17 protein-coding genes and 1 tRNA gene are annotated in these 25889 nt (G+C 41.0%); 7 read left to right on the forward strand and 11 right to left on the reverse strand.

Annotated elements, in window-relative coordinates; all coding sequences use genetic code 11:
• Positions 1 to 19 precede the first annotated feature (19 nt).
• Positions 20 to 838: a mechanosensitive ion channel family protein gene (locus tag PSH50_RS09245; RefSeq protein ID WP_024032471.1), complete on the reverse strand. Its 819-nt coding sequence runs from the start codon at positions 836 to 838 to the stop codon at positions 20 to 22.
• Positions 839 to 1101: 263 nt separating this feature from the next.
• On the opposite strand from PSH50_RS09245, the gene PSH50_RS09250 reads away from it, so the two are divergent.
• The 7 genes from PSH50_RS09250 (at position 1102) to PSH50_RS09280 (ending at position 16751) form a co-directional block, all read left to right on the forward strand.
• Positions 1102 to 1177 (forward strand) — tRNA-His (locus tag PSH50_RS09250).
• 234 nt (positions 1178 to 1411) lie between these two features.
• The gene (locus tag PSH50_RS09255) at positions 1412 to 2740 is read left to right on the forward strand and encodes a hypothetical protein (protein WP_273586681.1); all 1329 of its coding nucleotides are present in this window, start codon (positions 1412 to 1414) and stop codon (positions 2738 to 2740) included.
• An 11-nt stretch (positions 2741 to 2751) separates the two neighbouring features.
• Positions 2752 to 3882 carry a FecR family protein gene (locus tag PSH50_RS09260; RefSeq protein ID WP_273586680.1) on the forward strand — a complete coding sequence of 377 codons (1131 nt, stop codon included), beginning with the start codon at positions 2752 to 2754 and terminating at the stop codon, positions 3880 to 3882.
• An 86-nt stretch (positions 3883 to 3968) separates the two neighbouring features.
• A complete protein-coding gene (locus PSH50_RS09265) occupies positions 3969 to 12038 on the forward strand; it encodes an Ig-like domain-containing protein (RefSeq protein WP_273609577.1) in 8070 nt (2689 codons plus the stop codon).
• A gap of 3 nt (positions 12039 to 12041) precedes the next feature.
• Positions 12042 to 12890, forward strand: coding sequence for an MBL fold metallo-hydrolase (locus tag PSH50_RS09270; RefSeq protein ID WP_273609578.1), 849 nt, complete (start codon positions 12042 to 12044; stop codon positions 12888 to 12890).
• Positions 12891 to 12949: 59 nt separating this feature from the next.
• A complete protein-coding gene (locus PSH50_RS09275) occupies positions 12950 to 15118 on the forward strand; it encodes a CHASE2 domain-containing protein (RefSeq protein ID WP_273609604.1) in 2169 nt (722 codons plus the stop codon).
• On the forward strand, positions 15090 to 16751 hold the full coding sequence (locus PSH50_RS09280) for an HD family phosphohydrolase (RefSeq protein WP_273609579.1): 1662 nt from the start codon (positions 15090 to 15092) through the stop codon (positions 16749 to 16751). Before PSH50_RS09275 ends, PSH50_RS09280 begins: the two co-directional genes overlap by 29 nt.
• A gap of 260 nt (positions 16752 to 17011) precedes the next feature.
• On the opposite strand, the gene PSH50_RS09285 is transcribed toward PSH50_RS09280, so the two are convergent.
• From PSH50_RS09285 to PSH50_RS09330, 10 genes are all read right to left on the reverse strand, one after another.
• Entirely contained in the window at positions 17012 to 18439 is a 1428-nt protein-coding gene (locus PSH50_RS09285; protein ID WP_273609580.1) for an NAD-dependent succinate-semialdehyde dehydrogenase, read from the reverse strand.
• A gap of 227 nt (positions 18440 to 18666) precedes the next feature.
• Complete coding sequence (fdx, locus tag PSH50_RS09290) at positions 18667 to 19005, reverse strand: ISC system 2Fe-2S type ferredoxin (protein WP_004585776.1); 339 nt, start codon at positions 19003 to 19005, stop codon at positions 18667 to 18669.
• A 10-nt stretch (positions 19006 to 19015) separates the two neighbouring features.
• Positions 19016 to 20878 carry a Fe-S protein assembly chaperone HscA gene (gene hscA, locus PSH50_RS09295; RefSeq protein WP_273586676.1) on the reverse strand — a complete coding sequence of 621 codons (1863 nt, stop codon included), beginning with the start codon at positions 20876 to 20878 and terminating at the stop codon, positions 19016 to 19018.
• A 41-nt stretch (positions 20879 to 20919) separates the two neighbouring features.
• Entirely contained in the window at positions 20920 to 21447 is a 528-nt protein-coding gene (gene hscB, locus PSH50_RS09300; RefSeq protein ID WP_273609581.1) for a co-chaperone HscB, read from the reverse strand.
• A gap of 96 nt (positions 21448 to 21543) precedes the next feature.
• Complete coding sequence (gene iscA / locus PSH50_RS09305) at positions 21544 to 21867, reverse strand: iron-sulfur cluster assembly protein IscA (protein WP_004585773.1); 324 nt, start codon at positions 21865 to 21867, stop codon at positions 21544 to 21546.
• Between the two features lie 9 nt (positions 21868 to 21876).
• A complete protein-coding gene (iscU, locus tag PSH50_RS09310; RefSeq protein WP_004585772.1) occupies positions 21877 to 22260 on the reverse strand; it encodes a Fe-S cluster assembly scaffold IscU in 384 nt (127 codons plus the stop codon).
• Positions 22261 to 22302: 42 nt separating this feature from the next.
• Entirely contained in the window at positions 22303 to 23520 is a 1218-nt protein-coding gene (locus PSH50_RS09315; protein WP_004585771.1) for an IscS subfamily cysteine desulfurase, read from the reverse strand.
• 25 nt (positions 23521 to 23545) lie between these two features.
• Complete coding sequence (gene iscR, locus PSH50_RS09320) at positions 23546 to 24037, reverse strand: Fe-S cluster assembly transcriptional regulator IscR (protein WP_004585770.1); 492 nt, start codon at positions 24035 to 24037, stop codon at positions 23546 to 23548.
• 220 nt (positions 24038 to 24257) lie between these two features.
• The gene (gene trmJ, locus PSH50_RS09325) at positions 24258 to 24986 is read right to left on the reverse strand and encodes a tRNA (cytosine(32)/uridine(32)-2'-O)-methyltransferase TrmJ (protein WP_273609582.1); all 729 of its coding nucleotides are present in this window, start codon (positions 24984 to 24986) and stop codon (positions 24258 to 24260) included.
• Positions 24987 to 25085: 99 nt separating this feature from the next.
• Positions 25086 to 25841, reverse strand: coding sequence for a class I SAM-dependent methyltransferase (locus tag PSH50_RS09330; protein WP_004585768.1), 756 nt, complete (start codon positions 25839 to 25841; stop codon positions 25086 to 25088).
• Positions 25842 to 25889: the final 48 nt, after the last annotated feature.

Below are 25889 nucleotides of genomic sequence, written 5' to 3' on the forward strand. Positions count from 1 at the left end.
GTATTATTGCGGATTTGTATTAGTCTTGCTTGTGTAAATGTACATCCATTTGTGGAAATGGGATTGTAATGTCTGCATCATCTAATGCAATTTTAATGTTCTCTAATAATGCCCAGTACGTTGGCCAGTAATCACCAGAGTTTACCCAAGGACGCACAATAAAGTTTACGCTTGAGTCTGCAAGTTCAGAAACTGCAACAGTGTATGCTGGATCTTTAAGTAAACGAGTCTCTGCGTCAAGTACTGACTGTAATACTTCTTTTGTTTTACGTAAGTCAGCATCGTAACCTACACCAATTACTAAATCGATACGGCGTGTAGACTCACGCGAGAAGTTAGTAATAGCACCAGACATAATTTGTGAATTTGGTACGATAATTACTTTGTTATCTGGAGTGCGAAGCTCTGTAGAGAATATTTCAATTTTTTTAACTGTGCCCATTTTACCGCCAGCTTCAACAAACTCACCTGATTTAAATGGACGAAGTAATATAATAAGTACGCCAGATGCAAAGTTAGACAGCGAACCTTGCAGCGCTAAACCAACAGCTAGGCCAGCCGCACCTAAAATAGCAATAAACGAGGTTGTTTCTATACCGATTTGCGAAAGTGCCATTAAAATAGTGGCAGCAAATACGATGGCATAAACTATACTCGATACAAATGAGCCTACAGCTTTATCAACTTTCTTTTTATCGAATGTTTTTTCTGTTAAACCTGCACAAAACTTGGCAATACGGCTACCAAGTAAAAAGATAACAAGCGCAATAACTGCTTGAATACCGTAGTGTAAAATTAGGCCTGAGTTTTCGTTTAGCCAAGTAAGTATTGAATCCATAGTAACTCCAAATAGTTTTTATTAAGCAATTTCCCGCAAGTGAGTATACATTAATTTACATTTTATTCTCATTAAATAGTAAATTATCACTACAAAATAGTTTTTATTGTCAGCGCTATTACGCTACACACTCTTTATGAACCTTTACTGATAGTAGGCAATTTTATGAAATATTTATTTTTTTTGATTTTTTTTAATTTTAGGCTTCACAACATTTATAATATTATGTATTATGCGCGCCACACCAAACGAGGTGTGTAGTGGCGGTTGTAGCTCAGTTGGTAGAGCCCCGGATTGTGATTCCGGTTGTCGCGGGTTCAAGCCCCGTCAATCGCCCCATTCTTTTCCTTTTGTTCCTGTTTTATCCTCCATTCGTTTTTTCAATCTAAATTTACTCATCTATCTAATTCACCGAATATCATACTCGATCAGATACTAATTAGTTTGCTGTTTACAATCGCACAATAATGCACCAATATACTTTACATATAAACAGAAAGTGCTACCTTATTAACGTTTAATAGCATTTAGTATTAGCAAACCACCACTTCTTCTTGGGATATTCTAACGAGCATGATCAAACACGCTATTTTTATTTTATTACTTGGTTACCTTTCTTTTGCTAGTTTGAATGCAAAAGCCCAAAATAATATTTCCTATGTAAAGCTACTTGGTGAACTGCAATATTTAATTTCGCAAAAGCAATTTGATGAAGCATACAAAAGCAGTCAAAAACACTATAAATATTTGGGCGAACCTGATTTTGACTACTTGCTTGGGGTTTCAGCACTAAATTCTGGTCTTTCTGCTCCGGCGGTATTTGCTTTTGAGCGAGTAATAGAAGCAAAACCACAGTGGTATGAAGCACGTTTATATTTGGTAAAATCTTATATTGCTGCCAATAATTTACCTGCAGCTAACGCTCAAGCGACTTTATTAATTAATACTGATACTTCACCAGAGGGTGTAAAAAAATCGGCTCGTTCTTTATTAGCAACATCACAGCACAAGCAGCGCTTAACAGAGCGTTCATATGATCAGAGCATTGAACTTGCATATGGTGTAGATGGTAACGTTAATGCAGGCACCTCTGAGGATACAATTTTAATCCCTAATTTGGGTGAGTTTTTACTATCACCAGAAAGTAAAAGCACCGACGATAATTATATAAAGCTAAATTATAAAGGGCGGTACTTTCACCCCATTGACCAGCGAAGCTCTTTTGCTTTAGGTGTAAATACCGATTGGTACAAATTTAATGAGCTATCTGAATATGACCGTATTAATACCAATATATCAGGTCGATACCAACAAAAGTTAAATGATAAAACCCTGTGGTATTTGCAAGCTGGTATTACACCTTTACTGTTAGATGGTGAGCTATACAGAACCGAGTCATCATTAACAAGTGGAGCTAGTTACCAGTTTGATAAACAGTTAAGTGTATTTGGAGCCCTATCAATTGGCCTTATGAATAATACATTTGACGAGAAACTAGATAACTCCTTTTACACTCTTAATATGGGTGCAAGTTATCTGTCTCAAAAATGGTACCAAAGCGTTAGCGCAAACTTTAAAAATGAAAGCGCTAACATTGACGAAGGTGGGTTTAATGCAAGAAGCATTAGCGGAATTTATTACCAAATAAATGCATTACTTAGCCAACAATGGCAAGTCTCTGCACAAACAGGGTATCAATGGATTGAATATCAGGATGAGCACCCGCTATTTCTTCAAGAGCGAAGCGATAACCTATTGATACTTTCTAGCTCGTTACGCTACTTAGTTAATAAAAGTTTAGCGTTGCAATTAGCATTGAACTACCAAGACAAAACCAGTGATATTTCTTTGTTCGAATACGATCGCTTTGATACCAATATAAGCGCAAGTTACTCATTCTAATTAAGGTACTTATGAAACATTTAATTCCGGTATTAACCACCTTACTTTGTGTGAGTTTTTATTCTCAAGCGAGCACAACTGTTGCAGGAAAAACTATTTTAGCCCGAGGCGCTGTACTTGCTACAGATGCCGAATCCACCCAACAACGAACACTTAAGCGACGCGACACGGTATATGGCGTTGATAAAATAACGACTGGCGAAAAAAGCAAAGCGCAATTTTCAATGTCTGATGGCGGCTTAATTGCATTAAAAGAAAACTCTGAGCTAAATATTGCTAACTATGAATTTAATACAACGACTCAGCAAGGCTCTGCCTCTATTGAGCTAATAAAAGGCGGGCTGCGCTCTATTTCGGGTGTTATTAAAAAAAATGGTGGCGCGTACAGTGTTAAAACACCGGTCGGATCAATTGGTATTCGCGGTACCCATTTTGAACTACAGCTTATAGATGGTGATATGTATGTAGCTGTTTGGGATGGCGCAATAGATTTAACACTAGAAGATCAAAGCGTTGTATCCCTTGGTAGTAATGAGCCTTTTTCTTTTGCGCAGGTTACCTCATTAGGGCGCGTGATTAAAACAACTCAGGCACCTGCTGTTTTTACCCAAACCATAGCGACTATTAGTGATGACACAAGTGCTGAGCAACCAACAGAGCAGCAATCAATAGTACAAAACAATACTTCAGAAAAAACGACAGATGCCGATATATCAATAACTGATGTTTATGCTCAACAGCAATTTCAGGCGGTAAATGATGCAACCTTAATTGACCAAATCGCGCAGCGCCAAGGTGTTTTTAATTACCAAGCAACCAGCTTTGATGTGTCGTCTAGCCTAGGAGAAGTCAGTGATTTTTCTATGTCTATGTCGGTAGATTTTGATAACGGCACAGTTCCCGATGGTGAAATTAGCTTTAATGATGCTGGCGGTAACTGGTACGCAGCTTACAGCGGCTTAATTGATTTAACCAAACTAGATTTAGCCGTTACATTTGCTTCTCATAACAACAATAAAGCAACTGGCCAAATTGATGCTGTGTTTTTAAATGACATAGATACCATCACGGGTGATTTTAGCCTTAGTGAAATTAATAACCCTGCTGTAAATGCCGGTGGCGACTTTAGATTAGAACCTTAAGTAACCTGCACTGTGGGTAATAATTTTCTTAACTAGTATTCAGGTTAAGTAACTTGAATATAAAGCTTTTTATTGGAGTATGTAGAATGACAGCAAAGAACCTCTTTTTGCTCGGTTCAATGGTTTTTTTGCTTAGTGCGTGTGGAGGCTCCGATGAGACAGCTCAAGAAGACTCAGAACAGCTACCTGTAGAACAAGTTACACCCACCCCTTCTGCTACACCGATAAACCTTACAGGTATAACGGGTGACTCTGTTGTTACTAAAACACAGGTGTCGGGTGCTGTGGCCTCTAGCAGAGGGGTTATAGGCACAACGGTTGCAAACTCTCAAGCGACAATAACTCTTTCACAAACTAATGAAGTTATACAAGGCAATATCACTTTTTTACTTAGCGTATCTGATCCCGATGGCATTAGCGCTGTAAATTTAGTACTACCAAGTGTAAATAAAAGCCTAGCACTTTGCACACAAGCATGTGGAACAGATTTTGAGCAGTCGGTTATAGGGTTGAGCCCTTACTTTTATGGCGTTGATCCTGGTGATCTACGCTTAGAGATATGGATCACCGATAGCCTTAACAACCAGGTACTTGCAGACGCAGTGACGGCTAATTGGCAACCCTACCAAATAGAAGGCACAACAGCACAGCGAGACGGACAAACGATTAATTTAGCGTGGCAAGAAAACGAAAACTTAAACCGCTACAATATTTACTTAGCAACCGAAGCAGGCATTACCACCAGCAATATAAATACACTAGAAAATGGCCAGCAGTTTTTAAGTGTATCTGGCTCTAGTTTTAGTGTAGACAACCTATTAGCTGATAAAAGCTATCAAGTTTTAATAACTGGTGTAGATGGCAGTGGTGAAAGTGGCTTTGCAGAGTTAATTAACGTAGCACCGCAAGGAGGAGAGCTAAACTTTGCGCCAAAAGCGGTTAACGATCAATTTTTAGTTAATGAAGATCAAGCCTTGCAAGGCAACGTTTTAACTAACGACACTGATGAGTACCAAGGGGAGCTATATATAAACACAACCCCTTTAGTTACCCCTCAGCATGGCAGTATTTCACTCAGCGAAAGCGGTGATTTTACTTATACCCCGCGAGCTAACTTTAACGGCATTGATGCATTTAGTTACCAAGTAATTAATGAACTTGGGATGACAGATACCGGCATTGTAGAAATTACGATTAATGCTGTAAACGATGCCCCCATAGCCCTTAATAACACATACAATATAAGTGCTGACGGAACGTTATTAGTTGGCGCCCCCGGCTTATTAAATAACGACAGCGATATAGACCAAGATCTACTCACTCTAGATACAACGCCTGTTAGCCTACCGAGTAAGGGTACTCTCACACTTGTTGCTGATGGCAGCTTTGAATATGTAGGTAGTGCAAATATGCAAGGCACTGATAGTTTTCAGTACCGTATTTTTGATGCTCAAGGTGCTGAGGCTATTGCAAGTGTTACAATTAATGCACTGGATCAAAATAGCCCGCCTACTGCTGCAAACGATAGCTATAGTGTAGATGAAGATACCACACTTGTAGTTGATGCAAGCCAGGGTTTACTTGCTAACGACACAGACCCTAATAATGATACTTTCATCATTGATGATACTTATCTTATTTCACCTGCCCATGGGCAATTGCAATTAGCTACCGATGGTAGTTTTTCATATATTCCTGATGCTAACTACTACGGTATCGATGAATTTCAATACCAAGTAATCGACACTTTCGGTGCCACGGCCACTGCAACGGCAACACTCACAATAAATAGCACGCCTGATACCCCTAATGCTCAAAATGATGAATACCAATTTCAGTATAATCAAACACTGGTTATTTCAGCTGAAAATGGCTTACTTAAAAACGATGTAAACATAGAGCCAGGTAATCTCACCGTTAACACCACGCCCGTAGTTAACGTACAAAGCGGTACTTTGGCACTTAACGTTGATGGGTCATTTTCCTATCAACCCGATTCAGACCCATTAGATGTTGATAGTTTTACTTATTCAGTTTCAAATGAACAAGGGTTAACATCCTCAGCACAAGTTGTATTAAGTAAAACTGGGTCTAACTCCCCTGCTGAAGCTAATGACGATGAATATACGTTATTAGAAGACAGCCCAGCTACTTTGTTAAACGTATTAGAAAACGATACCGATGCCAACGGCGATACACTTACCCTTACTAATGTTACAAATACAATCGGCAGCGCACTCATTGTAAACAATAGAATTGAGTATACACCTGAGCCCAATTACTTTGGTGAAGTAACTCTAAACTATACGATTTCTGATGGCATTGCAGATGGCACGCCAGCTCAAAGTAGCGCAATAGCCACCCTCATTATTATACCGGTTAACGATGCCCCCATTGCGGTGGCTGATAGCGCCGCAATGCAAGAAGATGGATCGCCAATTTTAGTTGATGTGCTTGCCAACGACACTGATATAGACAGTGATAATTTAACTATAACAAGTGTTGGCACCGAATTTGGCTCAGCCAGTATTGTTGATAATAAAATTCAGTATAGCTCTGCACCTAACACTCATGGCGTGGCTATTGTATCGTACAGTGTATCCGATAATAACGGCGCAGAGGCAACGGCTAATTTACAAGTAACCATTTCGCCAGTTAATGATGTACCAATAGCAAATGCCGATAGCATTACCATTACAGAAGACGCTACTGCTACCTTAATAAATGTATTAAGTAACGACACAGACATAGATGGTGATACCTTAACTCTTAGCTCTGCTAGCAGTGATATTGGCAGTGTCTCAATTGTAAATTCTCAAATTCAATACACTCCCGCAGAAAACGATAATGGCACTGCAACAGTCAGCTATACAATAACCGATGGTACGAAAAGTGCTTCGGGGATACTTACAGTAACAATCACCTCTGTTAATGATACGCCGGTAGCAAACCCTGATACCGCAACCATTTTAGAAGATGCTGCGCCAACGAGTATTAACGTAATAGCTAACGACACAGATGTAGACAACGACTCCCTTGCTATTAGCACAGCAAGTGCAAGCACCGGCTCAGTATCGGTGTCTGGCAGTAACCTAGTTTACACACCTGAGGCAAACTTTAACGGCCAAGCCGTTGTAAATTACACACTTACTGACGGCACGACTACCGCCGCAGGTGTGCTTACGGTAACAGTAACAGCAGTTAACGATGCACCTGTTGCTAATCCCGACTCAGCGACTATTTTAGAAGATGCTGCAGCAACAAATATTAACGTACTTGGCAATGATACAGATGAAGAAAACGACGCTCTTTCTATTAGTGCGCTAACGACCACCTCAGGTGCAGTTACAAGTACAGGTAATGATGTAATCTTCACGTCTGAGGCCAACTTTAATGGCCAAGTAACGGTAAATTATACCCTAAGTGATGGTACTGATACGGCTATGGGCGTACTAACAATAACAGTAACGCCCGTTAACGATGCCCCAATTGCAAACCCTGATTCTGCCACTATTTTAGAAGATGCCGTAACAACAAACATTAATGTATTAAGTAACGACACAGACCCTGAAAATGACTCGCTCACGATAAGCGAGGCAAGTACCAATACTGGTAGTGTTTCGGTAGCCGGTAGCAACCTTGCTTATACTCCAGAAGCCGACTTCAACGGCCAAGCAGTTATAAATTACATCCTAAGTGATGGTACTGATACAGCCTCTGGGGTACTTAATATTACGGTTACACCTGTGAACGATGCGCCAGTTGCCAACCCTGATACAGCCACAATAAATGAAGACAGCTCTACTACTGTAAATGTAGTGGCTAATGATACTGACACTGAGGGCGACTCACTCACTATTACTACGGTTTCTGCTGACTCAGGAAGCGCAACCATTGTGGCTAATCAAATACAATATACACCGCAAGCTGATTATAACGGCACTGCAGTTGTTACCTATACAGTTAGTGATGGCGAAGCGGCTACATCAGCTACACTTAATATCACAATCAATTCACTGAACGATGCGCCGGTAGCAAACCCAGATACTGCCACTATTTTAGAAGATGCCGCAGCAACAAATATTAATGTGTTGGGCAACGACACTGATGTAGAAAACGATACACTTTCTATTAGTGCTGTAACTGCCACATCGGGCACAGCGACAAGCTCTGCAAGTGATGTAATTTATACTCCAGATGCAAACTTTAACGGTCAAGCCACTATAAATTACACCCTAACTGATGGCACTGATACAGCTAATGGCGTGTTAACTATTACGGTTACCCCAGTGAACGATGCGCCAGTTGCAAACCCTGATACAGCTACTATTTTAGAAGATGCCGCAGCAACAAATATTATTGTGTTGGGCAACGACACTGATGTAGAAAACGATACACTTTCTATTAGTGCTGTAACTGCCACATCGGGCACAGTAACAAGCTCCGCAGATGATGTAATTTATACTCCAGAGGCAAACTTTAGCGGCCAAGTTACTATAAATTACACCCTAAGTGATGGCACAGATACAGCCAATGGCGTGTTAACTATTACGGTTACCCCAGTGAATGATGCGCCAGTTGCCAACCCAGATACTGCCACTATTTTAGAAGATGCCTCAGCAACTAGTATAAATGTATTGAGCAACGATACGGATGAAGAAAACGATACACTTTCTATTAGTGCTGTAACTGCCACATCGGGCACAGTGACAAGCTCTGCAGGTGATGTAATTTATACCCCAGATGCAAACTTTAGCGGTCAAGCTACTATAAATTACACCCTAAGTGATGGCACCGATACAGCCAATGGCGTGTTAACTATTACGGTAACCTCAGTGAACGATGCACCTGTTGCAAACCCTGATTCTGCCACTATTTTAGAAGATGCCGCAGCAACAAATATAAATGTGCTGAGCAACGATACAGATATAGAAAACGATACTCTTTCTATTACTTCTGTAAATGCTGATGTTGGCGCCATTTCTAGCTCTGGTGCTAACGTTGTTTACACGCCAGAAGCTAACTTTAATGGCCAAGTAATCGTAAATTATATCCTAAGCGATGGTACAGACACTGCTGCGGGAACATTAACCATTAATGTAACCCCGGTAAATGATGCGCCTGTAGCGCAACCTGATACAGCAACAATCAATGAAGATGCTCCCGAAACAACCATTGACGTTATAAGCAACGACACCGATGCAGATGCAACCGATACCCTAGCTATAACAGCCGTTACAGCGGATATTGGTACAGCGAGCGTTGAAAATAATGAAATTAAATATACCCCCGCCTTAAACAACGAAAGCACAGCAACACTCACCTACACGTTAAGTGATGGTACTGATGAGGTACAAGGTAATTTAACCATTACAATTGTAGCAATTAACGATGCTCCAACGGCAGTAAACCAAACTTTTGCTATTGGTGAAAATGCCGCTGATGGAGAAACAATTGGTACTGTAACAGCGTCTGATATTGAAAATGATACCCTCACATTTAGCCTAAGCGGTGGCGAAACCTCATTATTTAATATTGATAGCAATAGCGGTTTGTTAACCGTAAATGGCAACAGTGCCTTTAATTTTGAAACAGCTACACAGCACACAGTTAATATAGATATTACCGATAACGGCTCTCCAAATGAAACCACTACAATAACCATTAATGTGAATATTACGGATGAAGAAGACCCATTAATTCCTGTAGAAGATGATACATTTGGACGAGCGATTAGCGAACAGTTAGATCTTTCGAACGTTTTTTCAAATGGTGAATTTAACGATAGCATTGAGCTTAACACTAACCTTTATTTTGTAGGTTACAATAACAACACAGATACAGATATCGTTGTTGTTTCTTATACCAATACGGGCGATTTAAACACTGCATTTAATAGCAGCGGCTTTAAAACGATAGATTTTGGTGAAGATGAAACAGGCACGGCTATTATCTCTGGTAATGGCGAGTTATTTATAGGTTATTCAAGCTTTAATGGCTCAGAAACTGAAGCATGTTTATTAAAAATGAGTGCTGCAGGCGTTATAAGTACTAACTCTGGCGACGCTAACAGCGGTACTAAATGTACAACACTGGCTAGTGAATCTGTAATAAACGACCTTGAGTTCACCGACAATAAAATACAAGGCGTTGGCTACTCGGTAAATGGTTCAGACAAAGACAGTTTATTCCTTAAATTTGATGTATCGACCCTCGCTTATGAATCAGGCAGCCCAGGTATAGTAGATGTAAGTGGCCAAAACCTGGATGATGAATCGCACGCTATTAAAAACTTTGGTAACTCTAATTTACTTGTAGTGGGAAGCAGCATAGGTGAAGAAGGTGATTTAGATGCAACCATCAGATACCTTATTCCTGATGGCAACAATAACGGAAGTTTTAACTCTGGCGATGCGCTTATATTAGATTTATCGGACGAAGAAGGTGACGATGAGCTACTTGCAGTTGGCGGAGTAGACGCAGCTAACTTTAATGCCTTTGTAGGTGGGTATATTACTCGCTCTTCAGGTGAGAAAGAGGCTGTAATGATCTCAATTGATAACAATGGCAATATTGATGAGAATATAGGGGATGAAGGAATCGCCGTTTACAATATTGATGAAAACTCGGGTTCTGCTAATGGCGGCGCACAAATAACGGGTGTGCAATACGCCCCTATGAGTAATCAACTAATCCTCTCAGGTACTACTGGTGTGGAAGCCTCTGATGATACTCAAAACGAGCAACTATTTTCGGCGCGAGTATCTATATCTGATGGCGCGCTTGACACTAGCTACGGCAATGCAGGCATAAACATCGTCTCTAACGTTATCAGTCATCAATCTGCTAATGCATCAACTATTGATGAAAATGACACTCTGTGGCTATCAGGCAGATTTAACGATTCATCTAATGAGCCTTTTGTAACGTCAATAACGAGTGATGCAAATTTAAACACCGACTTTGCAATAAATGGCTATACAAGTATAAATGACTTAAGTGTTAGCTCAGACGACTTATCGATGAATGTATTGCAGCTACAAAACGGCGTGCAAGCCAATAAATTTTTAAGTGCCTCTATTGCACAACTTAATACTAATAATAAGCTAGTGCTCACTCGCTATACCAGTGCAGGCATTATTGATACCAGCTTTAGCCTTGATGGTAGTAAAGCCTTAAATATTAATGTTGCGTTTAAAACCATTACTTTAAAAGAGCTTAGCGATGGCAGTATCATTATTGCGGGTACACTCATAAACGGTTTAAACGAAGAAGGCTTTATAGCTAAAGTAGACCAGGACGGTTACCTAGATGAAAGCTTTGCCAACGAAGGTATTTATACCACTGTAGATATATTAAATATCAATATTAACTTTGCAGATGTTGCAGTAGATAGCAGCGGCTATATTGTTGCTGTAGGATCTTCGACTAATGCTTTAAGCGTAACAAGATCGTTTGCAACGATGTTAAAAAGCGATGGTAAATTAGAAAATAGCTTTGCTACAAGCGGCGTGTATTACGGCAGCGTAAATGAGTTTTTTGAAACACTCTATATAGATGCAAATAAAGATATATATATTGCAGGCAAGCAAGTATCTGGCAGTGACTCGCAATTAATAATGTTGAAAATAGACGACGATGCTAACGCGCTATTTAGCTATACAGATAGCCGCTCTTCGACAGATATTAGTAATAGAGCAGCAAAAATACTCGCCGATAGCGCGGCAAATCTCTATTTAGTTGCTAATGAAGGCACCACGCCAAACCAAGCGGTGATCATCAAGTTACAACCAGATGGAACTGAAGATACAAGCTTTGCCACTAGTGGTGTGGGGCAATATCAATTAGCATCAAGTTCTGATACTAAAGTTACCGATGCGGCGATTGATACTACAGGTAATATAATTTTATCAGGCATGAGTGATTCTAAAGGGGTGATTGGCCGTATATTAGCTAATGGCACTATCGACACCTTATTTGGAGAAAATACGCTTGGTTATTATCAGGCTAATCAATGCGATGGCACACACCAGTTTACATCAATGCTTTTACAAACAGATACTCAAGTGGTACTTAGCAGTACATGCTTTGATAATGCCTCTAATAATGTCAGTTTATCTAAGTTTAACTTTTACCCTGATGGAGTTAAGCCCTAAATTATGAAAGTTAAATTTTATGGCGTAAGAGGCTCAATGCCATCTCCGGGTGAACATACGCACCAATTTGGTGGTAACACCTCATGTGTGTATGTTGAGCAAACGAATGGCAAAAGCCTGATACTCGACTCAGGAACGGGCATTGCACAGTTAGGTGAAAAGCTCATAGAGCACACGACCCCCATTGCAATTTTATTAACGCATAATCATTGGGATCATATTCAAGGCTTTCCTTTTTTTAAGCCTATTTACCAAGCCGATCGCGATATAACCATAGTTGTAGGTGATGTTGAAGACGAGCAAACTAAAAATGCGATTTTAATGCAAATGTCTGGCTCTTTTTTTCCGGTTAGCTACCAACACTTACCTGCAAACATTACATTAAACACTCAGCTTGCTTCTCAAAAAAACTTTACTCTAAATAGTTTTAACGTATTTACCGCGCCGTTAAATCACCCAGGCGGCGGCACAGCGTATTGTGTGCATGCTGAAGGCAAAAAAATTGCTTATATAACAGATAACGAATTGGCCCCACCCGGTGTTGTTAAAACCACAGTTACCCAGTGGGCTGATTTTATTAAAGGTGCTGACTTATTAATTCATGATGCACAGTTTACTACCGAAGAGCTCACGCTTAAGCACGGTTGGGGGCATAGTACATTTAAGCAAGTAGCTGAATTAGCAATGCAATCGTGTATTAAAAATTTAGCGATTATAAGCCACGACCCAGCAAGAACCGATGACGAGCTACTCGCAATAGAAACACATTTACAGGCAAATTATGGCGAGCATATTAATATTGAATGTGCCAGAGAAGGCCGAACTTTTGAGTTTACGCCAAGTAAGGATTAATAGTTATTTCTCGCGTTTATATTCCTAAAATTTACCGCCACCTATTTGTAGGCTTAGCCATTACGCTGCTTATAGCTGCTGTAGAATTATTCTCTAGTGGCGCATTAGCCAAGCTGCTCAATAGGGTCGAAGGTATTATTTACGACTCTAGGCTATTGCTAACTTTACCCGATACTCCCCGTCAGCTCGACGAAACCGTTGTTATTATCGACATAGATGAAAAAACGATGCAAGAGCAAGGGCGTTTCCCGTGGAGCCGGGCAAAAATGGCAGACCTGGTAAATAAACTCACAGAGGCCGGTGTTGTAGTTATTGCATTTGATATATTTTTTTCTGAACCGGAAACAAACCCTGTTAACCAAATTCAATCTAGAGCCCCTGATTTATTAAGTGCATACAAAGTAGCGTTAAATGATATTAAACATCAGGTAGATGCTGATACCACCTTTGCTAAAGCACTCAATAGTAACGATACCGTATTGGGTTTTTTATTAAACAACGATACCTACAAACAGCGTAACCCGTTGCCAGAAACAAGCGTACTATGGCCAAAGAGCGAGCAAAGTAACGCCCAAGTAACCCAGTTTTTAGGCGCTACTGTTAATATACCTATGCTGCAAAATAGTGCTACGGGCAACGGGTTTATCAATGCTCACAGCGAAAACGACGGATTTATCCGTAAAGCGGCACTGGTTAATAGAGTCGGTGATAAGCTCTATCCTTCTTTAGCACTTGAGGCAGCACGTTTATATACCTTAGCGGACAGTGTTGAAACACGTGCGAGTGCCCAAGGCGACCTGACTTTTTTTGAAGGGGTTAAATTTCATGAGCATTGGATTCAAACAGATGAGTACGGCCAAATTTTTATCCCGTACAAAGGCCGTGCTAAAAGTTTTCAATATTACTCTGCCACAGATGTATTAACCAAAAAAGTTGCCGAGCAGCAATTAGAAGGCAGCGTAGCATTTATTGGTACATCCGCAATTGGTTTAGCTGATTTAAGAGCAACACCAGTGGGTTTACAATACCCAGGGGTAGAAGTGCATGCCAATATTTTTGAAGGGCTACTCCATCCAGAAATTTTACCTTCTCAACCCACATGGGCTTTAGGGGCAACATTATTAATAATTACCTTTGTGGGCTGTTGCTTATCGTTTTTAAGTTTTCGTAAAAGCGCCCGCTTTATTGTCACACTTTCAGTGAGTATGGCTGGGCTAGTTATATTGCTTAATTTTTATTTATGGTCAGTACAAAAAATTAGTCTGCCGCTATTTATGCCGCTGTTACTTATTTCCCTATTAGCAGCCTACTTTGTTTTTATTGGCTCTATAGCAGAAATGAAGCACAGCCGAAAAATTAAATCGATGTTTAATCAGTATGTACCGCCTGACCATATTGAGCAGTTAATTCGCCAACGTAAACAGCTTACTCAGCAAAGTATAAAACGAAATATGACCGTATTATTTGCTGATATAAGAAGTTTTACTGCGCTGTCGGAAGGAATGAGCGCAAATCAATTAAGTGATTATTTAAATCAGTACTTATCGGCAACTACAAAAGTTATTTTTGATCACAGCGGCACAATAGACAAATACGTAGGCGATATGATTATGGCCTTTTGGAATGCCCCACTTGAAGATAGCGACCACGCAAAACACGGAGTTGAAGCAGCAATGGCAATGGTAGCAGGCCTTACAAGCCTTAATAAAGCATTTGCTAAGCAGCAGCTTCCTCCCATTAGCATTGGTGTGGGTATAAGCACTGGCGAAATGAATGTTGGCGATATGGGCTCGGTGTACAGAAAAGCCTATACAGTACTTGGAGATGCAGTTAATTTAGGCTCAAGAGTAGAAAGCTTGACCAAATTTTACGGGGTAGCTATTCTGGTTACAGAAGAGACAATGCTTGCTTGTCCACATATTGCATTTCGCTTAATTGATAAAGTACAGGTAGTGGGTAAAGTAAATGCAACTGAGCTATATGAACCTGTCAACTTTATAGCTGATATAAGCGAAAGCCAGCTATTTGAAATTAAAAAGTCGTTCACTGCTATGCAGCATTACAATAATAAAAATTGGCAACTCGCTCTATCGTTATTTGAAGAGCTAAGTGAAACTAGCTTATTGACTGACCACGTTTACCACATTTTTATTAACCGAATTAAAAATACCGATTTGCAAACTTTAGCACAGGATTGGAATGGCGCCTTTATTCACAAAACAAAGTAGTAATAATATGTCTGAGTACATTAAAGATAGAACAAATCTTCATCACTTTATTGATATTAGTATTAGGCTAACAACAGAAAAGGATGCGAGTAAACTTCTTGAAGAAATTCTACAAGTTGTTATGTCTATTTCTAACTCTGACGCAGGGACTATTTACTCTATTACAGATGACAAGCAGCTAAAGTTTGAAACAGTTATTAATAAATCTTTAGACCTCTATTTAGGGGGAGCTTCAGGGAAGCCCGTTGACTTTCCTAATATAGATTTGTTTATAGATGGCAAAGAAAACGAAACAGCTATTGTCGCTCATGCGGTTAACTCTGGTGAGATTATTAACATACCGGATGTATATGCGGCCCTGCCCTTTGATATGAGCGCTGCGCGTAATATGGATGCGCGTACGGGGTATCGTACTCAGTCTATGTTAACGATTCCGCTAAAAGATCATACCGATGATATTATTGGTGTGATCCAACTGATCAACGTAAAAAATCAACACGACAATATAATCACTTATAGTGACGAACTTGTCACATTGATACGATCATTTGCATCGTTAGGCGCTATATCACTGACAAACTCTACCCTTATTAAGGGAATGGAAGAGCTATTCTCTAAATTTGTAGAAACCATTGCTATGGCCATCGACGAAAAGTCCCCTCATACCGGCGGACACTGTAAGCGAGTTCCTGCGCTTACTTTAATGCTTGCTGATGCTGTGCATAAAATTGACCGTGGTCCCTTGGCTAACTTTTTAATGAGCGATGCAGACCGCCATGAGCTAGATATAGCTGGCTGGCTTCATGATTGCGGCAAAATAGCGACCCCCGATCACATCATGGAAAAGTCGACCAAGCTAGAAACTATTTTTGATCGTATTGAACACATTGAAGCTAAATTTGAAGTTATTAAACGTGATTTAGAAATAAGCTATCAAAAACAAATTATCTCTGCAATGAAGCTCAATAGGCCAATTGAGGTTTTACAATTTGAGCGCTTACTCGATACCGAATTAAAACAACTTTCTTTAGATCGCGCGTTTTTGCAAAGAGTTAATGTGGGTGGCGAATTTTTATCAGATGAAGATGTTGCGAATATTGACCGCATAGCATCTCACTATCATTTAACTATAAACGGCAAAGATACCCCGTTACTGAACGCAGATGAAGTAGAGAATTTACAAATACGCAGGGGCACACTAACGCTCGGCGAGCGCGACGTTATGAAGCGCCATATGGATGTGACTAAAAATATTTTAGACACACTGCCATTCCCTAAACATTTAAGTAATGTGTCTGAATATGCATTGGGCCACCACGAAAAACTAGATGGTACAGGCTACCCGCAAGGATTAACTAAAGAGCAAATGTCGATTCCGGCAAGGCTAATGGCCATTGCAGACATTTTTGAAGCCTTATCAGCAGTAGATAGGCCTTATAAAAAAGCAAAGCCTGTGAGTGAGTGTTTAGCTATTTTAGGAAAAATGGTAGAGAACAACCATTTAGACGCCGATATATTCGCGGTATTTGTAGAGAGTGAAGTGTATAAGCACTACATAAATGAGTACGCAATTGCAGAGCAATTAGACTTTGTTGATTTAACCACCCTACCGGGCTATTCACCTATAAAATAAGCCAGCTAAACTTACTCAAGCTATAAAAAATGCCACCTTGCGGTGGCATTTACACACGGGTTATTTCTACAAGTAGAAATTCTTTTTATTTTTGATTACTTTTAAACAAAAATTATGCCGTAAATGTAGCACTAAGGCCTATATCTAGCAATAAAAAGGTAACCTGTAGTTATAGATCACTTAATTAAGCAAATTGGTATTAGTAACCTAAACCGTGCTGGATAAACCAAATTTTCCATAGCTTAAGTTGTCATCATTTTTTAAACTTTGATACACACGTATTTTTCTTCAAGGTATTCATCAAGCCCTTGATGGCCGCCTTCTCGGCCTAAGCCTGATTGCTTAACTCCACCAAACGGTGCTACAGGGTTAGATATAACCCCTTCGTTAACACCAACCATGCCAAACTCAAGCCCTTCGCTAATACGATAAATCTGCTTGATATTTTGACTGTAAAAATAAGCCGCTAAGCCATATGGAACATCGTTAGCAAGGGCTAGTACTTCGCTTTCTTCATCAAAAGGAATAACAGTTAATACTGGGCCAAATACTTCTTCATGGTATATATCCATTTCGGTCGTTACGTTAGTAACAATAAGCGGATTTTGAAAGCTGCCACCTAAGTCGCCGTTATCCCCTATTAGGTCTGCGCCTTTATCAAGTGCATCTTGAACAAGCTGCTGTACTTTTTCTTTCGCTTTTGGGTAAATAAGGGGGCCAATGTCTACGTCCTCTTCAAACCCATTGGCTACTTTTAATGCGGCTACTTTAGGCGTAATTTTACTCAGCACTTCATCTAAAATACTGCGCTGAATAAAAATGCGGTTTGCGGCTACACATGCTTGGCCACTGTTTCTAAACTTAGCCGCCATGAGGCCGTCGATTGCTTCGTCTATATCGGCGTTATCAAAAATAATAAAGGGGGCGTTTCCGCCAAGTTCCATGGAGGTACGTTTAATCGTACCCGCACACTGAGAAAGTAACTGCTTGCCTACGCCTGTTGAACCTGTAAAAGTAAATTTGCGCACCACTTCTGAGTCTGTAAGTATTTGTCCGACTGTTTTTGCGTCTTGCGAAATCAGTACGTTAAAAGCCCCTTTTACAAACCCGGCTTGATCGGCAAGGTATGCTAACGCCAAAGCAGATAAAGGTGTATATTCAGAAGGTTTTAGCACAAAGCTACAGCCTGCAGCGTATGCTGGCGCCACTTTACGTGCCACCATAGCAACCGGAAAGTTCCAAGGAGTTATGCCAGCCACAACGCCTACAGGTTGTTTAAAGCTCGTTAATCTATGTGTATCGTCGGTTGGGGGGATCACATCGCCGTAACTGCGTTTAGCTTCTTCTGCAAACCATTTTATAAACCCAGCGCCATAGTCTATTTCACCTAACGACTCTTTAAGCGGCTTACCTTGCTCTTTTGTCATTAGCTCAGCAAGTGTTTGCTTGTGCTTTATTACCAGCTCATACCAACGCATTAGCGTATCACTTCGCTCAGTGGCATTGGTTGATTTTAACTTAACAAACGCACCTTGCGCTGCCTTTATTGCGCTATTAACGCCTTGCTCGTCTATATCACTTACTTCAACAATACTTTTTTCGGTCGCGGGGTCGTCAACGCTAAAACGTTTATTGGTTTTATAAAATTCACCATTAATAAACGAGTCACAAAAAATTAGATTACTCAAAATAGACCTCCGAAATAGTTTTATGGGTTAGGTAAAACGCGTAGCAGCGGGTTTAGCCAAGAGCGATAATTCCTTGACTGTAATTCGACCTGTAAAACGTGATCACTTTAGAACTAGGTCTATTTTAAAAACGCGACATAAAGTCGCTGCTACGTGCTTATACAATCTCTCAAACAAAAAAGCCGCTGTAAAACAGCGGCTTTTAAAAAATTCTCGTTAATTAAAAACTAGTGCTCTTCATTAACGATATTGAGATTGTACTTAGGTATTTCAACCACTAAGTCTTCATCTCTAATCACTGCTTGGCATCCTAAGCGAGATTCTGACTCTAAGCCCCATGCTTTATCTAGCATGTCGTCTTCTAGCTCATCGCTTTCATCTAGTGAGTCAAAGCCTTCGCGGATCACTAAATGGCATGTAGTACATGCACACGATTTTTCACATGCGTGTGGAATGCTAATGCCGTTTTTAAGGGCCACATCAAGGACTGTTTCGCCCGCAGGCGCTTCAAGTGCTGCACCGTCAGGACATAATTCCGGATGGGGAAGAAAAATAATTTGTGGCATTCTAACCTCTTTAAACGTTGTCTACTGACTGCCCTGTAAGGGCCTTTTTAATTGATGCATCCATTCTGCGCGAGGCAAAATCGCTGCTAGCGTTATCTACTTTTTCAATTGCGGCTTTAATATCACCTGGCTGCTGTGCGGTTTCGCGCACTTTAGCAAGCTCGCTTATTTCAGCTTTTAAATTAGCAAGTTGAATATCGTCGAGCAAGTCACCGTCGCTAGCAAGTGACGCCTCTAGTGCTTCTATAACACGTAGCGCTTCTACTTGTTGCTCTTTAAGCATACGTGCTTGCATGTCGTCTTTAGCGTTACTCATTGACTCTTTGAGCATGTTAGCTACTTGGTCATCAGATAAGCCAAACGATGGTTTAACTTGGATTTCAGCTTGCACACCAGTTGATTTTTCCATTGCTGATACACTTAACAAGCCATCGGCATCCACTTTAAAGGTAACACGAATATGTGCAGCACCTGCTGCCATAGCCGGTATGCCTTTTAAGCTAAATTTAGCCAGCGAGCGGCAATCGTCAACCAGTTCGCGCTCACCTTGTAGCACATGTAAAGACATTGCCGTTTGGCCGTCTTTAAAGGTAGTAAATTCTTGCGCACGAGCAACAGGAATAGTGGTATTACGCGGAATTATTTTTTCAACTAACCCACCCATCGTTTCAAGGCCAAGTGACAGTGGCAATACATCAAGTAATAGCATGTCAGAATCGGGCTTATTACCTACTAATACATCAGCTTGTAATGCGGCACCTAGTGCAACAACACGATCTGGGTCGATTGATGTTAGCGGCTCTTTTTCAAAAAATCCTTCAACTTGGCTGCGAACCAATGGCATGCGAGTTGAACCACCTACCATTACAACTTGCAGTACTTCTTCATTTTCGATGCCGGCATCTTTTACTGCACGACGACATGAACGAAGTGTTTTTTTAACAAGTGGCATAGCCAGCTCGTCAAAGGTTTCGCGTGTCACTTCCACGGTGTGTTTTTGCTCGTCAAATTCAAGCACTACATTTACTTTTGCGTACTGGCTTAGCGCTTCTTTACAGGCTTTTGCTTTATTAATAAATAAGCGAAGCACAGAAGGCGATAATGCCGAAATACCGGTTTGCTGCTTAAAGTAATCAACTAATAGCGAATCGAAATCATCGCCACCTAAGCTTGAATCACCGCCAGTTGCCATTACTTCAAACACACCTTGGTGTAAGCGAAGTATAGAAATATCAAAGGTGCCGCCGCCTAAATCGTAAACAGCAATGATACCTTCTTGGCCCGAGTCTAACCCGTAAGCGACTGCCGCAGCGGTTGGCTCGTTTAATAAACGTAATACGTTAATGCCAGCAAGTTCGGCTGCATCTTTAGTGCTTTGGCGCTGTGCGTCATCAAAGTACGCAGGCACAGTAATTACTGCTCCTAAAATCTCTTGATTACCAAAGCTTTGCTCTGCACGCGCTTTTAGAGCCGCTAAAATATGGCTAGAGGCTTTAACAGGGCTAATTTTTCCGGCATCGGTTTGAATGGCAAGCGAGCCGTTATCTTCACAAAACTGGTACGGTAATTGGCCGTAGCTTTGCTCTATTTCAGCTTGGGTTTTACCTAAAAAACGCTTAACTGAAATAAGGGTATTGGCTGGGTCTTGTGTTGCAGCTTGTGCAGCATCGGCGCCTACCGTGATGCCCCCAGCTTGGTAACGCACAACCGATGGCAACATGGCTGCACCAAGGTCATCTGTTAATGTGCGCGCTTCGCCACTTTGTACCGTTGCAACCAATGAATTAGTGGTACCTAGGTCAATACCTATTGCTAATTTGTGTTCATGTGGTGCCGCGCTCTGCCCCGGCTCAGCAATTTGCAATAATGCCATAATGCTCTTTAAACTCGTGTTGCTCGCTTTACAGCAAGTAATTAATCGTCAAATAAACTGTCTTCAATGCGCTCAAGTTCGTCTTCTAATTTATATACAAACTTTAATTTGCGAATGTTGTCAGCAGCTTGTTGATATTGCGTCTCGTCGTTACTTGCAAGTTGCTCGGCAAGTTCATTACTGTATTGGATTTTTAATTGCTTTATTTGTGATTCAAAATTGGCGATAGCGGCCTCAGGATTACTTGCTGAAGCGAGCTCTTCAAGCTCTTCACGCAGTTCCATTTGCTGCATTAAGAACATTGGATCTTGCAGTGTTTGTTGCTCAGCTCGAATATCAACACCTAGTTCGCTGAGCATATATTCAGCTCGTTTTACTGGGTGTTTTAGCGTTTGTAGCGCATCGTTAATTTCAGCGGTACTTTGTACGGCCATTAACTTATCACGGCTGCTCGCATTAGCGTGGCGATCGGGATGCACTGCGCGCTGCAGCTCTAGGTAATGCTTATTTATTGTTGCCAAGTCAATGTTGTAATCAACTGGTATTGCAAATAACTCAAAGTAACGCATAGCTTCAACCAATAAAATTTAGAAATACAAATTTCACAAATAACAAAGCCCTACAATTACTGGCAGGGCTTAAAAATACTACAAAGGTAGCTGAGCTTAAACAGTAAAGCTTTCGCCACAACCACACTCGTCGGCTTGGTTAGGGTTATTAAATTTAAACCCTTCATTTAAGCCTTCTTTGGTGTAGTCAAGCTCAGTGCCGTCAATGTAAACCAAGCTTTTAGCGTCAACAATTAAGGTAACGCCTTTAGCTTTAAAGGTTTCATCGTCTTCGTTAAGCTCATCAACAAACTCGAGTACATAAGCAAGACCTGAACAGCCCGTCGTTTTAATGCCAACGCGCAGGCCTAAACCTTTACCGCGGTTTGCTAAAAATGATTGTACGCGGTTTGCTGCCGCATCTGTCAATGTCACTGCCATGAATTTCTCTTACTTCGCTTGTTTGCTTTTGTAATCAGCAATTGCTGCTTGAATTGCATCTTCAGCTAAAATTGAACAGTGAATTTTCACTGGTGGTAATTCAAGCTCTGCACTGATATCAGTGTTTTTAATAGTTGATGCTTCGTCTAGTGTTTTGCCTTTCACCCACTCTGTTACAAGCGATGATGAAGCAATTGCACTGCCACAACCGTATGTTTTAAATTTTGCATCTTCAATAACGCCTTCAGACGATACTTTAATTTGCAATTTCATTACGTCACCACATGCTGGTGCGCCAACCATACCCGTTGCCACTGACGGATCATTTTTGTCTAAAACACCAACGTTACGTGGGTTTTCTACGTGGTCGATTACTTTATCACTATAAGCCATAATTCTATCCTCATTACCTGCTACGGTAGGTGCTCACTCGTATTAGTGGTGAGCCCATTCAACTGAATCTAAATCAACACCTTCTTGATGCATTTCCCATAAAGGAGACATCTCGCGTAGGCGACCGATAGAGTTTTTCATTAATTCAACGGTGTAATCAATTTCTTCTTCGGTAGTAAAACGGCCAATACTAAAACGAATTGAGCTATGTGCTAGTTCGTCGTTACGGCCAAGTGCGCGTAATACATATGAAGGCTCTAAGCTTGCTGATGTACACGCAGACCCTGATGATACCGCTATGTCTTTTACTGCCATAAGTAACGACTCACCTTCAACAAAGTTAAAGCTGATGTTTACAATACCTGGTACTGATTGGTCTTGTGCGCCGTTAAAGTATACTTCGTCCATATCAGCCATAATGCCGTCAATTAGGCGTTTACGTAATGCGCTGATGTGTGCGTGGTCTTTTTCAAAATCTTGCTTAGCAATTCTAAATGCTGCACCCATACCTACTAGCTGATGAGTTGCAAGTGTACCTGAACGCATACCACGTTCATGGCCGCCACCGTGCATTTGCGCTTCTAGGCGTGCACGTGGTTTACGACGAACGTAAAGTGCGCCAACACCTTTAGGGCCATATACTTTGTGGCCTGAGAACGACATAAAATCAACTTTAAGCTGTTGTACGTCGATTAGTACTTTACCTGCGCTTTGTGCTGCATCTACGTGGAACATAATTTTACGTTCGCGACACATTTCGCCAATAGTATTGATATCTTGAATTACACCTAGCTCGTTATTAACGTGCATAATGCTGACAAGAATAGTGTCGTCACGCATGGTTTCTTCAAGCTTTTTAAGATCTAATAGGCCGTTTTCTTCAACGTCCATGTAGGTTACTTCAAAGCCTTGGCGCTCAAGTTCACGACATGTATCGATTACTGCTTTGTGCTCAGTTTTAGCGGTAATAACGTGCTTACCTTTCTTTTTGTAAAACTGCGCTGCACCTTTAATTGCAAGGTTATTTGATTCTGTTGCGCCCGATGTGAAAACAATTTCACGCGGGTCGGCATTAATTAAATCGGCAATGTCTGTACGCGCTTGGTCAACTACTTCTTCAGCTTGCCAACCAAAACGGTGCGAACGTGACGCAGGATTACCAAAATTACCGTCCATTGTCAGGCATTGCATCATTTCTTTTGCAACACGCTCGTCAACAGGCGTGGTCGCTGCGTAATCTAAATAAATCGGTAACTTCATTTCTCTCTCCGCTGCAGGTCAACTTTTATAGTTGACAGCTTACTTGAATGTTTTCCAACTGCTTAATTGCATTATTGATGCTGTTATCTTGGCGAGATGCGATTTCTTTCACATCTGATTTTTCCACCAATTCAGCTAAGGTAATATTATTTAAAAACTCTTCGATACGTGCGCTTAAATCAGACCATAGGTTGTGAGTTAAACAACGCATACCGCTTTGACACCCGGTATCGGCACCTTGGCAACGTGTTGCATCTACCGATTCGTCTACGGCGCTAATAACATCGCCAACAGAGATAACCGCGGCTTCTCGGCCTAGCAAATAACCGCCGCCAGGACCACGAACCGAGCTCACTAAGCCATTTTTACGTAAACGGGCAAATAATTGCTCAAGGTAAGACAAAGAAATTTCTTGTCTTTGTGAAATATCAGCAAGGGCAACAGGACCTACACTCGCATGTAGTGCAACATCCAGCATAGCTGTTACGGCATATCTGCCTTTTGATGTTAACTTCATAACGCCCCCCGCACAAAAGAGTGCAAATTTTAATTACCAGAGTAAAATAGTCAAGTATTATCACTTGATAAAAATTTGATTAAAGAACACTGTTCTATTAACAAATTTTTAATACCTGACCTTTTTGGTCAAGTATTAGGTGTATTGTAATTACTTGAGTGTTTTAGTCAAGTATTAGCTCGTTATTTACCCGCAGGTTTTTATAACCAATCGCTATACCTTACTTAGGAATAGATTTATTAATTGAGGTAAGAATACCGCGCAATATGTTTAGCTCTGCCTCTTCTGGGCGTGCACGGTTAAACAAACGGCGTAGCTTGGTCATTACTAAACCTGGATGCTGCTTAATAATAAAACCGGTGTTATCGAGCGTCTCTTCTAAATGATCGTAAAATAACTCTGTTTGTTTTGAGCTTGGGTAAGCAGTTTCATCGTCTGCTTGCTCAGCCTTTGGCTGCTGATTTAAAAACGCCATACGCGTTTCGTAGCTTAGCGTTTGTACCGCCATAGCTAAATTAAGCGAGCTGTACTGTGGATTTGCAGGAATACATACATGGTAATTACACAGCTGTAGTTCTTCGTTAGTTAATCCGCTGTTTTCACGGCCAAATACAAGCGCTACAGGACCGTTTACAGCCTCAGTAACTAGCTTTTCACCGCACTCACGTGGCTCAACCATAGGCCAAGACAGCGTGCGTGAACGAGCACTCGTACCAATAGTTAATGCACAATCGGCAATGGCATCAGCCACAGTGTCAACAATAACCGCATTGCCTAAAACATCGGTTGCACCGGCTGCTAAGGCGCTTGCATGGCTGTCTACTTCACAAGCAGGGTCCACTAAATACAGTTTTGATAAACCCATGGTTTTCATGGCGCGAGCCGCCGAACCAATGTTGCCAGAGTGTGAGGTATTAACTAAAACGATGCGAATATCATCTAAGATCATTGCTGTGCTACTTTACTATGCCAAAAAATTGTGCGAATTCTAACATAAAAGCGCGCTAAGATCCTAGATCCTTAAAACCGATCAACACGCTAAATGCCGTTAAACCATGGCCGCTTTTACATACACATCAAAACGGTTCTTTTTTGTTTTAATTTGCATGCTGGGGGTTTGGTTGTTTAAAAATGGGGCGTAATCGGGGCGTTTAACTACCACACGCTTACTGGCAAGTGGGTAGGCGAATTCAAGTAAGTCATCGGCGTCGGTATCTGCGCCTACTAATGCCTGAAATACGCGCATTTCTTTTTTAACTAACGCTGATTTTTCTCGGTGTGGAAACATAGGATCTAAATACACTACATCGGGCATGCTCTCGCACTGCTCTAATAACGTGTGGCTTGAGCCAAACACTAAGCTCATATTTTGCTGCATCCATGAACCAATCTCTGCATCTTCGTAAGCGCGTTTTAAGCCATCAAATAATAAAGCCGCTACCACAGGGTGGCGCTCATGCAGTATAACCTTACAGCCAAGTGACGCTAGCACAAAGCCATCTCGGCCAAGCCCGGCAGTGGCATCAAGTACAACAGGCGTTGCGCCTTTATTTAACCCTACCGCTTTTGCGATTGATTGGCCTTTGCCGCCGCCAAACTTACGCCTGTGAGCAACTGCACCTGTTACAAAGTCTACGTTTATTGCGCCAAGTTTAGGCTCATCGCTTTTTAAAAGGCTAAGGCCTTTATCGTCGTAATGCAGAGTAAAACCGCTACAACTTTGCGCCCATTGGGCTAAGTTAAAACGCGTTTCTAGCTCATTTAAATATGGGCGACACTCTTTAAAAGCACACTGAATAACCACTACACACTCCGACGAAAAATTTCAGCTGCAGTATAACAAGCGTTAAAG

This window comes from Pseudoalteromonas sp. Angola-7 (genome assembly GCF_028599255.1).
GTDB classification, from domain to species: Bacteria; Pseudomonadota; Gammaproteobacteria; order Enterobacterales; family Alteromonadaceae; genus Pseudoalteromonas; species Pseudoalteromonas atlantica.

Coding starts and splice junctions, on each gene's coding strand:
- PSH50_RS09315 (WP_004585771.1), bottom strand. CDS start 23,520: ATGAAGTTACCGATTTATTTAGATTACGCAGCGACCACGCCTGTTGAC.
- PSH50_RS09280 (WP_273609579.1), top strand. CDS start 15,090: ATGGCGCCTTTATTCACAAAACAAAGTAGTAATAATATGTCTGAGTAC.
- PSH50_RS09260 (WP_273586680.1), top strand. CDS start 2,752: ATGAAACATTTAATTCCGGTATTAACCACCTTACTTTGTGTGAGTTTT.
- iscA (WP_004585773.1), bottom strand. CDS start 21,867: ATGGCAGTGACATTGACAGATGCGGCAGCAAACCGCGTACAATCATTT.
- PSH50_RS09270 (WP_273609578.1), top strand. CDS start 12,042: ATGAAAGTTAAATTTTATGGCGTAAGAGGCTCAATGCCATCTCCGGGT.
- PSH50_RS09255 (WP_273586681.1), top strand. CDS start 1,412: ATGATCAAACACGCTATTTTTATTTTATTACTTGGTTACCTTTCTTTT.
- iscR (WP_004585770.1), bottom strand. CDS start 24,037: ATGAAGTTAACATCAAAAGGCAGATATGCCGTAACAGCTATGCTGGAT.
- hscB (WP_273609581.1), bottom strand. CDS start 21,447: ATGCGTTACTTTGAGTTATTTGCAATACCAGTTGATTACAACATTGAC.
- fdx (WP_004585776.1), bottom strand. CDS start 19,005: ATGCCACAAATTATTTTTCTTCCCCATCCGGAATTATGTCCTGACGGT.
- PSH50_RS09245 (WP_024032471.1), bottom strand. CDS start 838: ATGGATTCAATACTTACTTGGCTAAACGAAAACTCAGGCCTAATTTTA.
- PSH50_RS09265 (WP_273609577.1), top strand. CDS start 3,969: ATGACAGCAAAGAACCTCTTTTTGCTCGGTTCAATGGTTTTTTTGCTT.
- hscA (WP_273586676.1), bottom strand. CDS start 20,878: ATGGCATTATTGCAAATTGCTGAGCCGGGGCAGAGCGCGGCACCACAT.
- trmJ (WP_273609582.1), bottom strand. CDS start 24,986: ATGATCTTAGATGATATTCGCATCGTTTTAGTTAATACCTCACACTCT.
- iscU (WP_004585772.1), bottom strand. CDS start 22,260: ATGGCTTATAGTGATAAAGTAATCGACCACGTAGAAAACCCACGTAAC.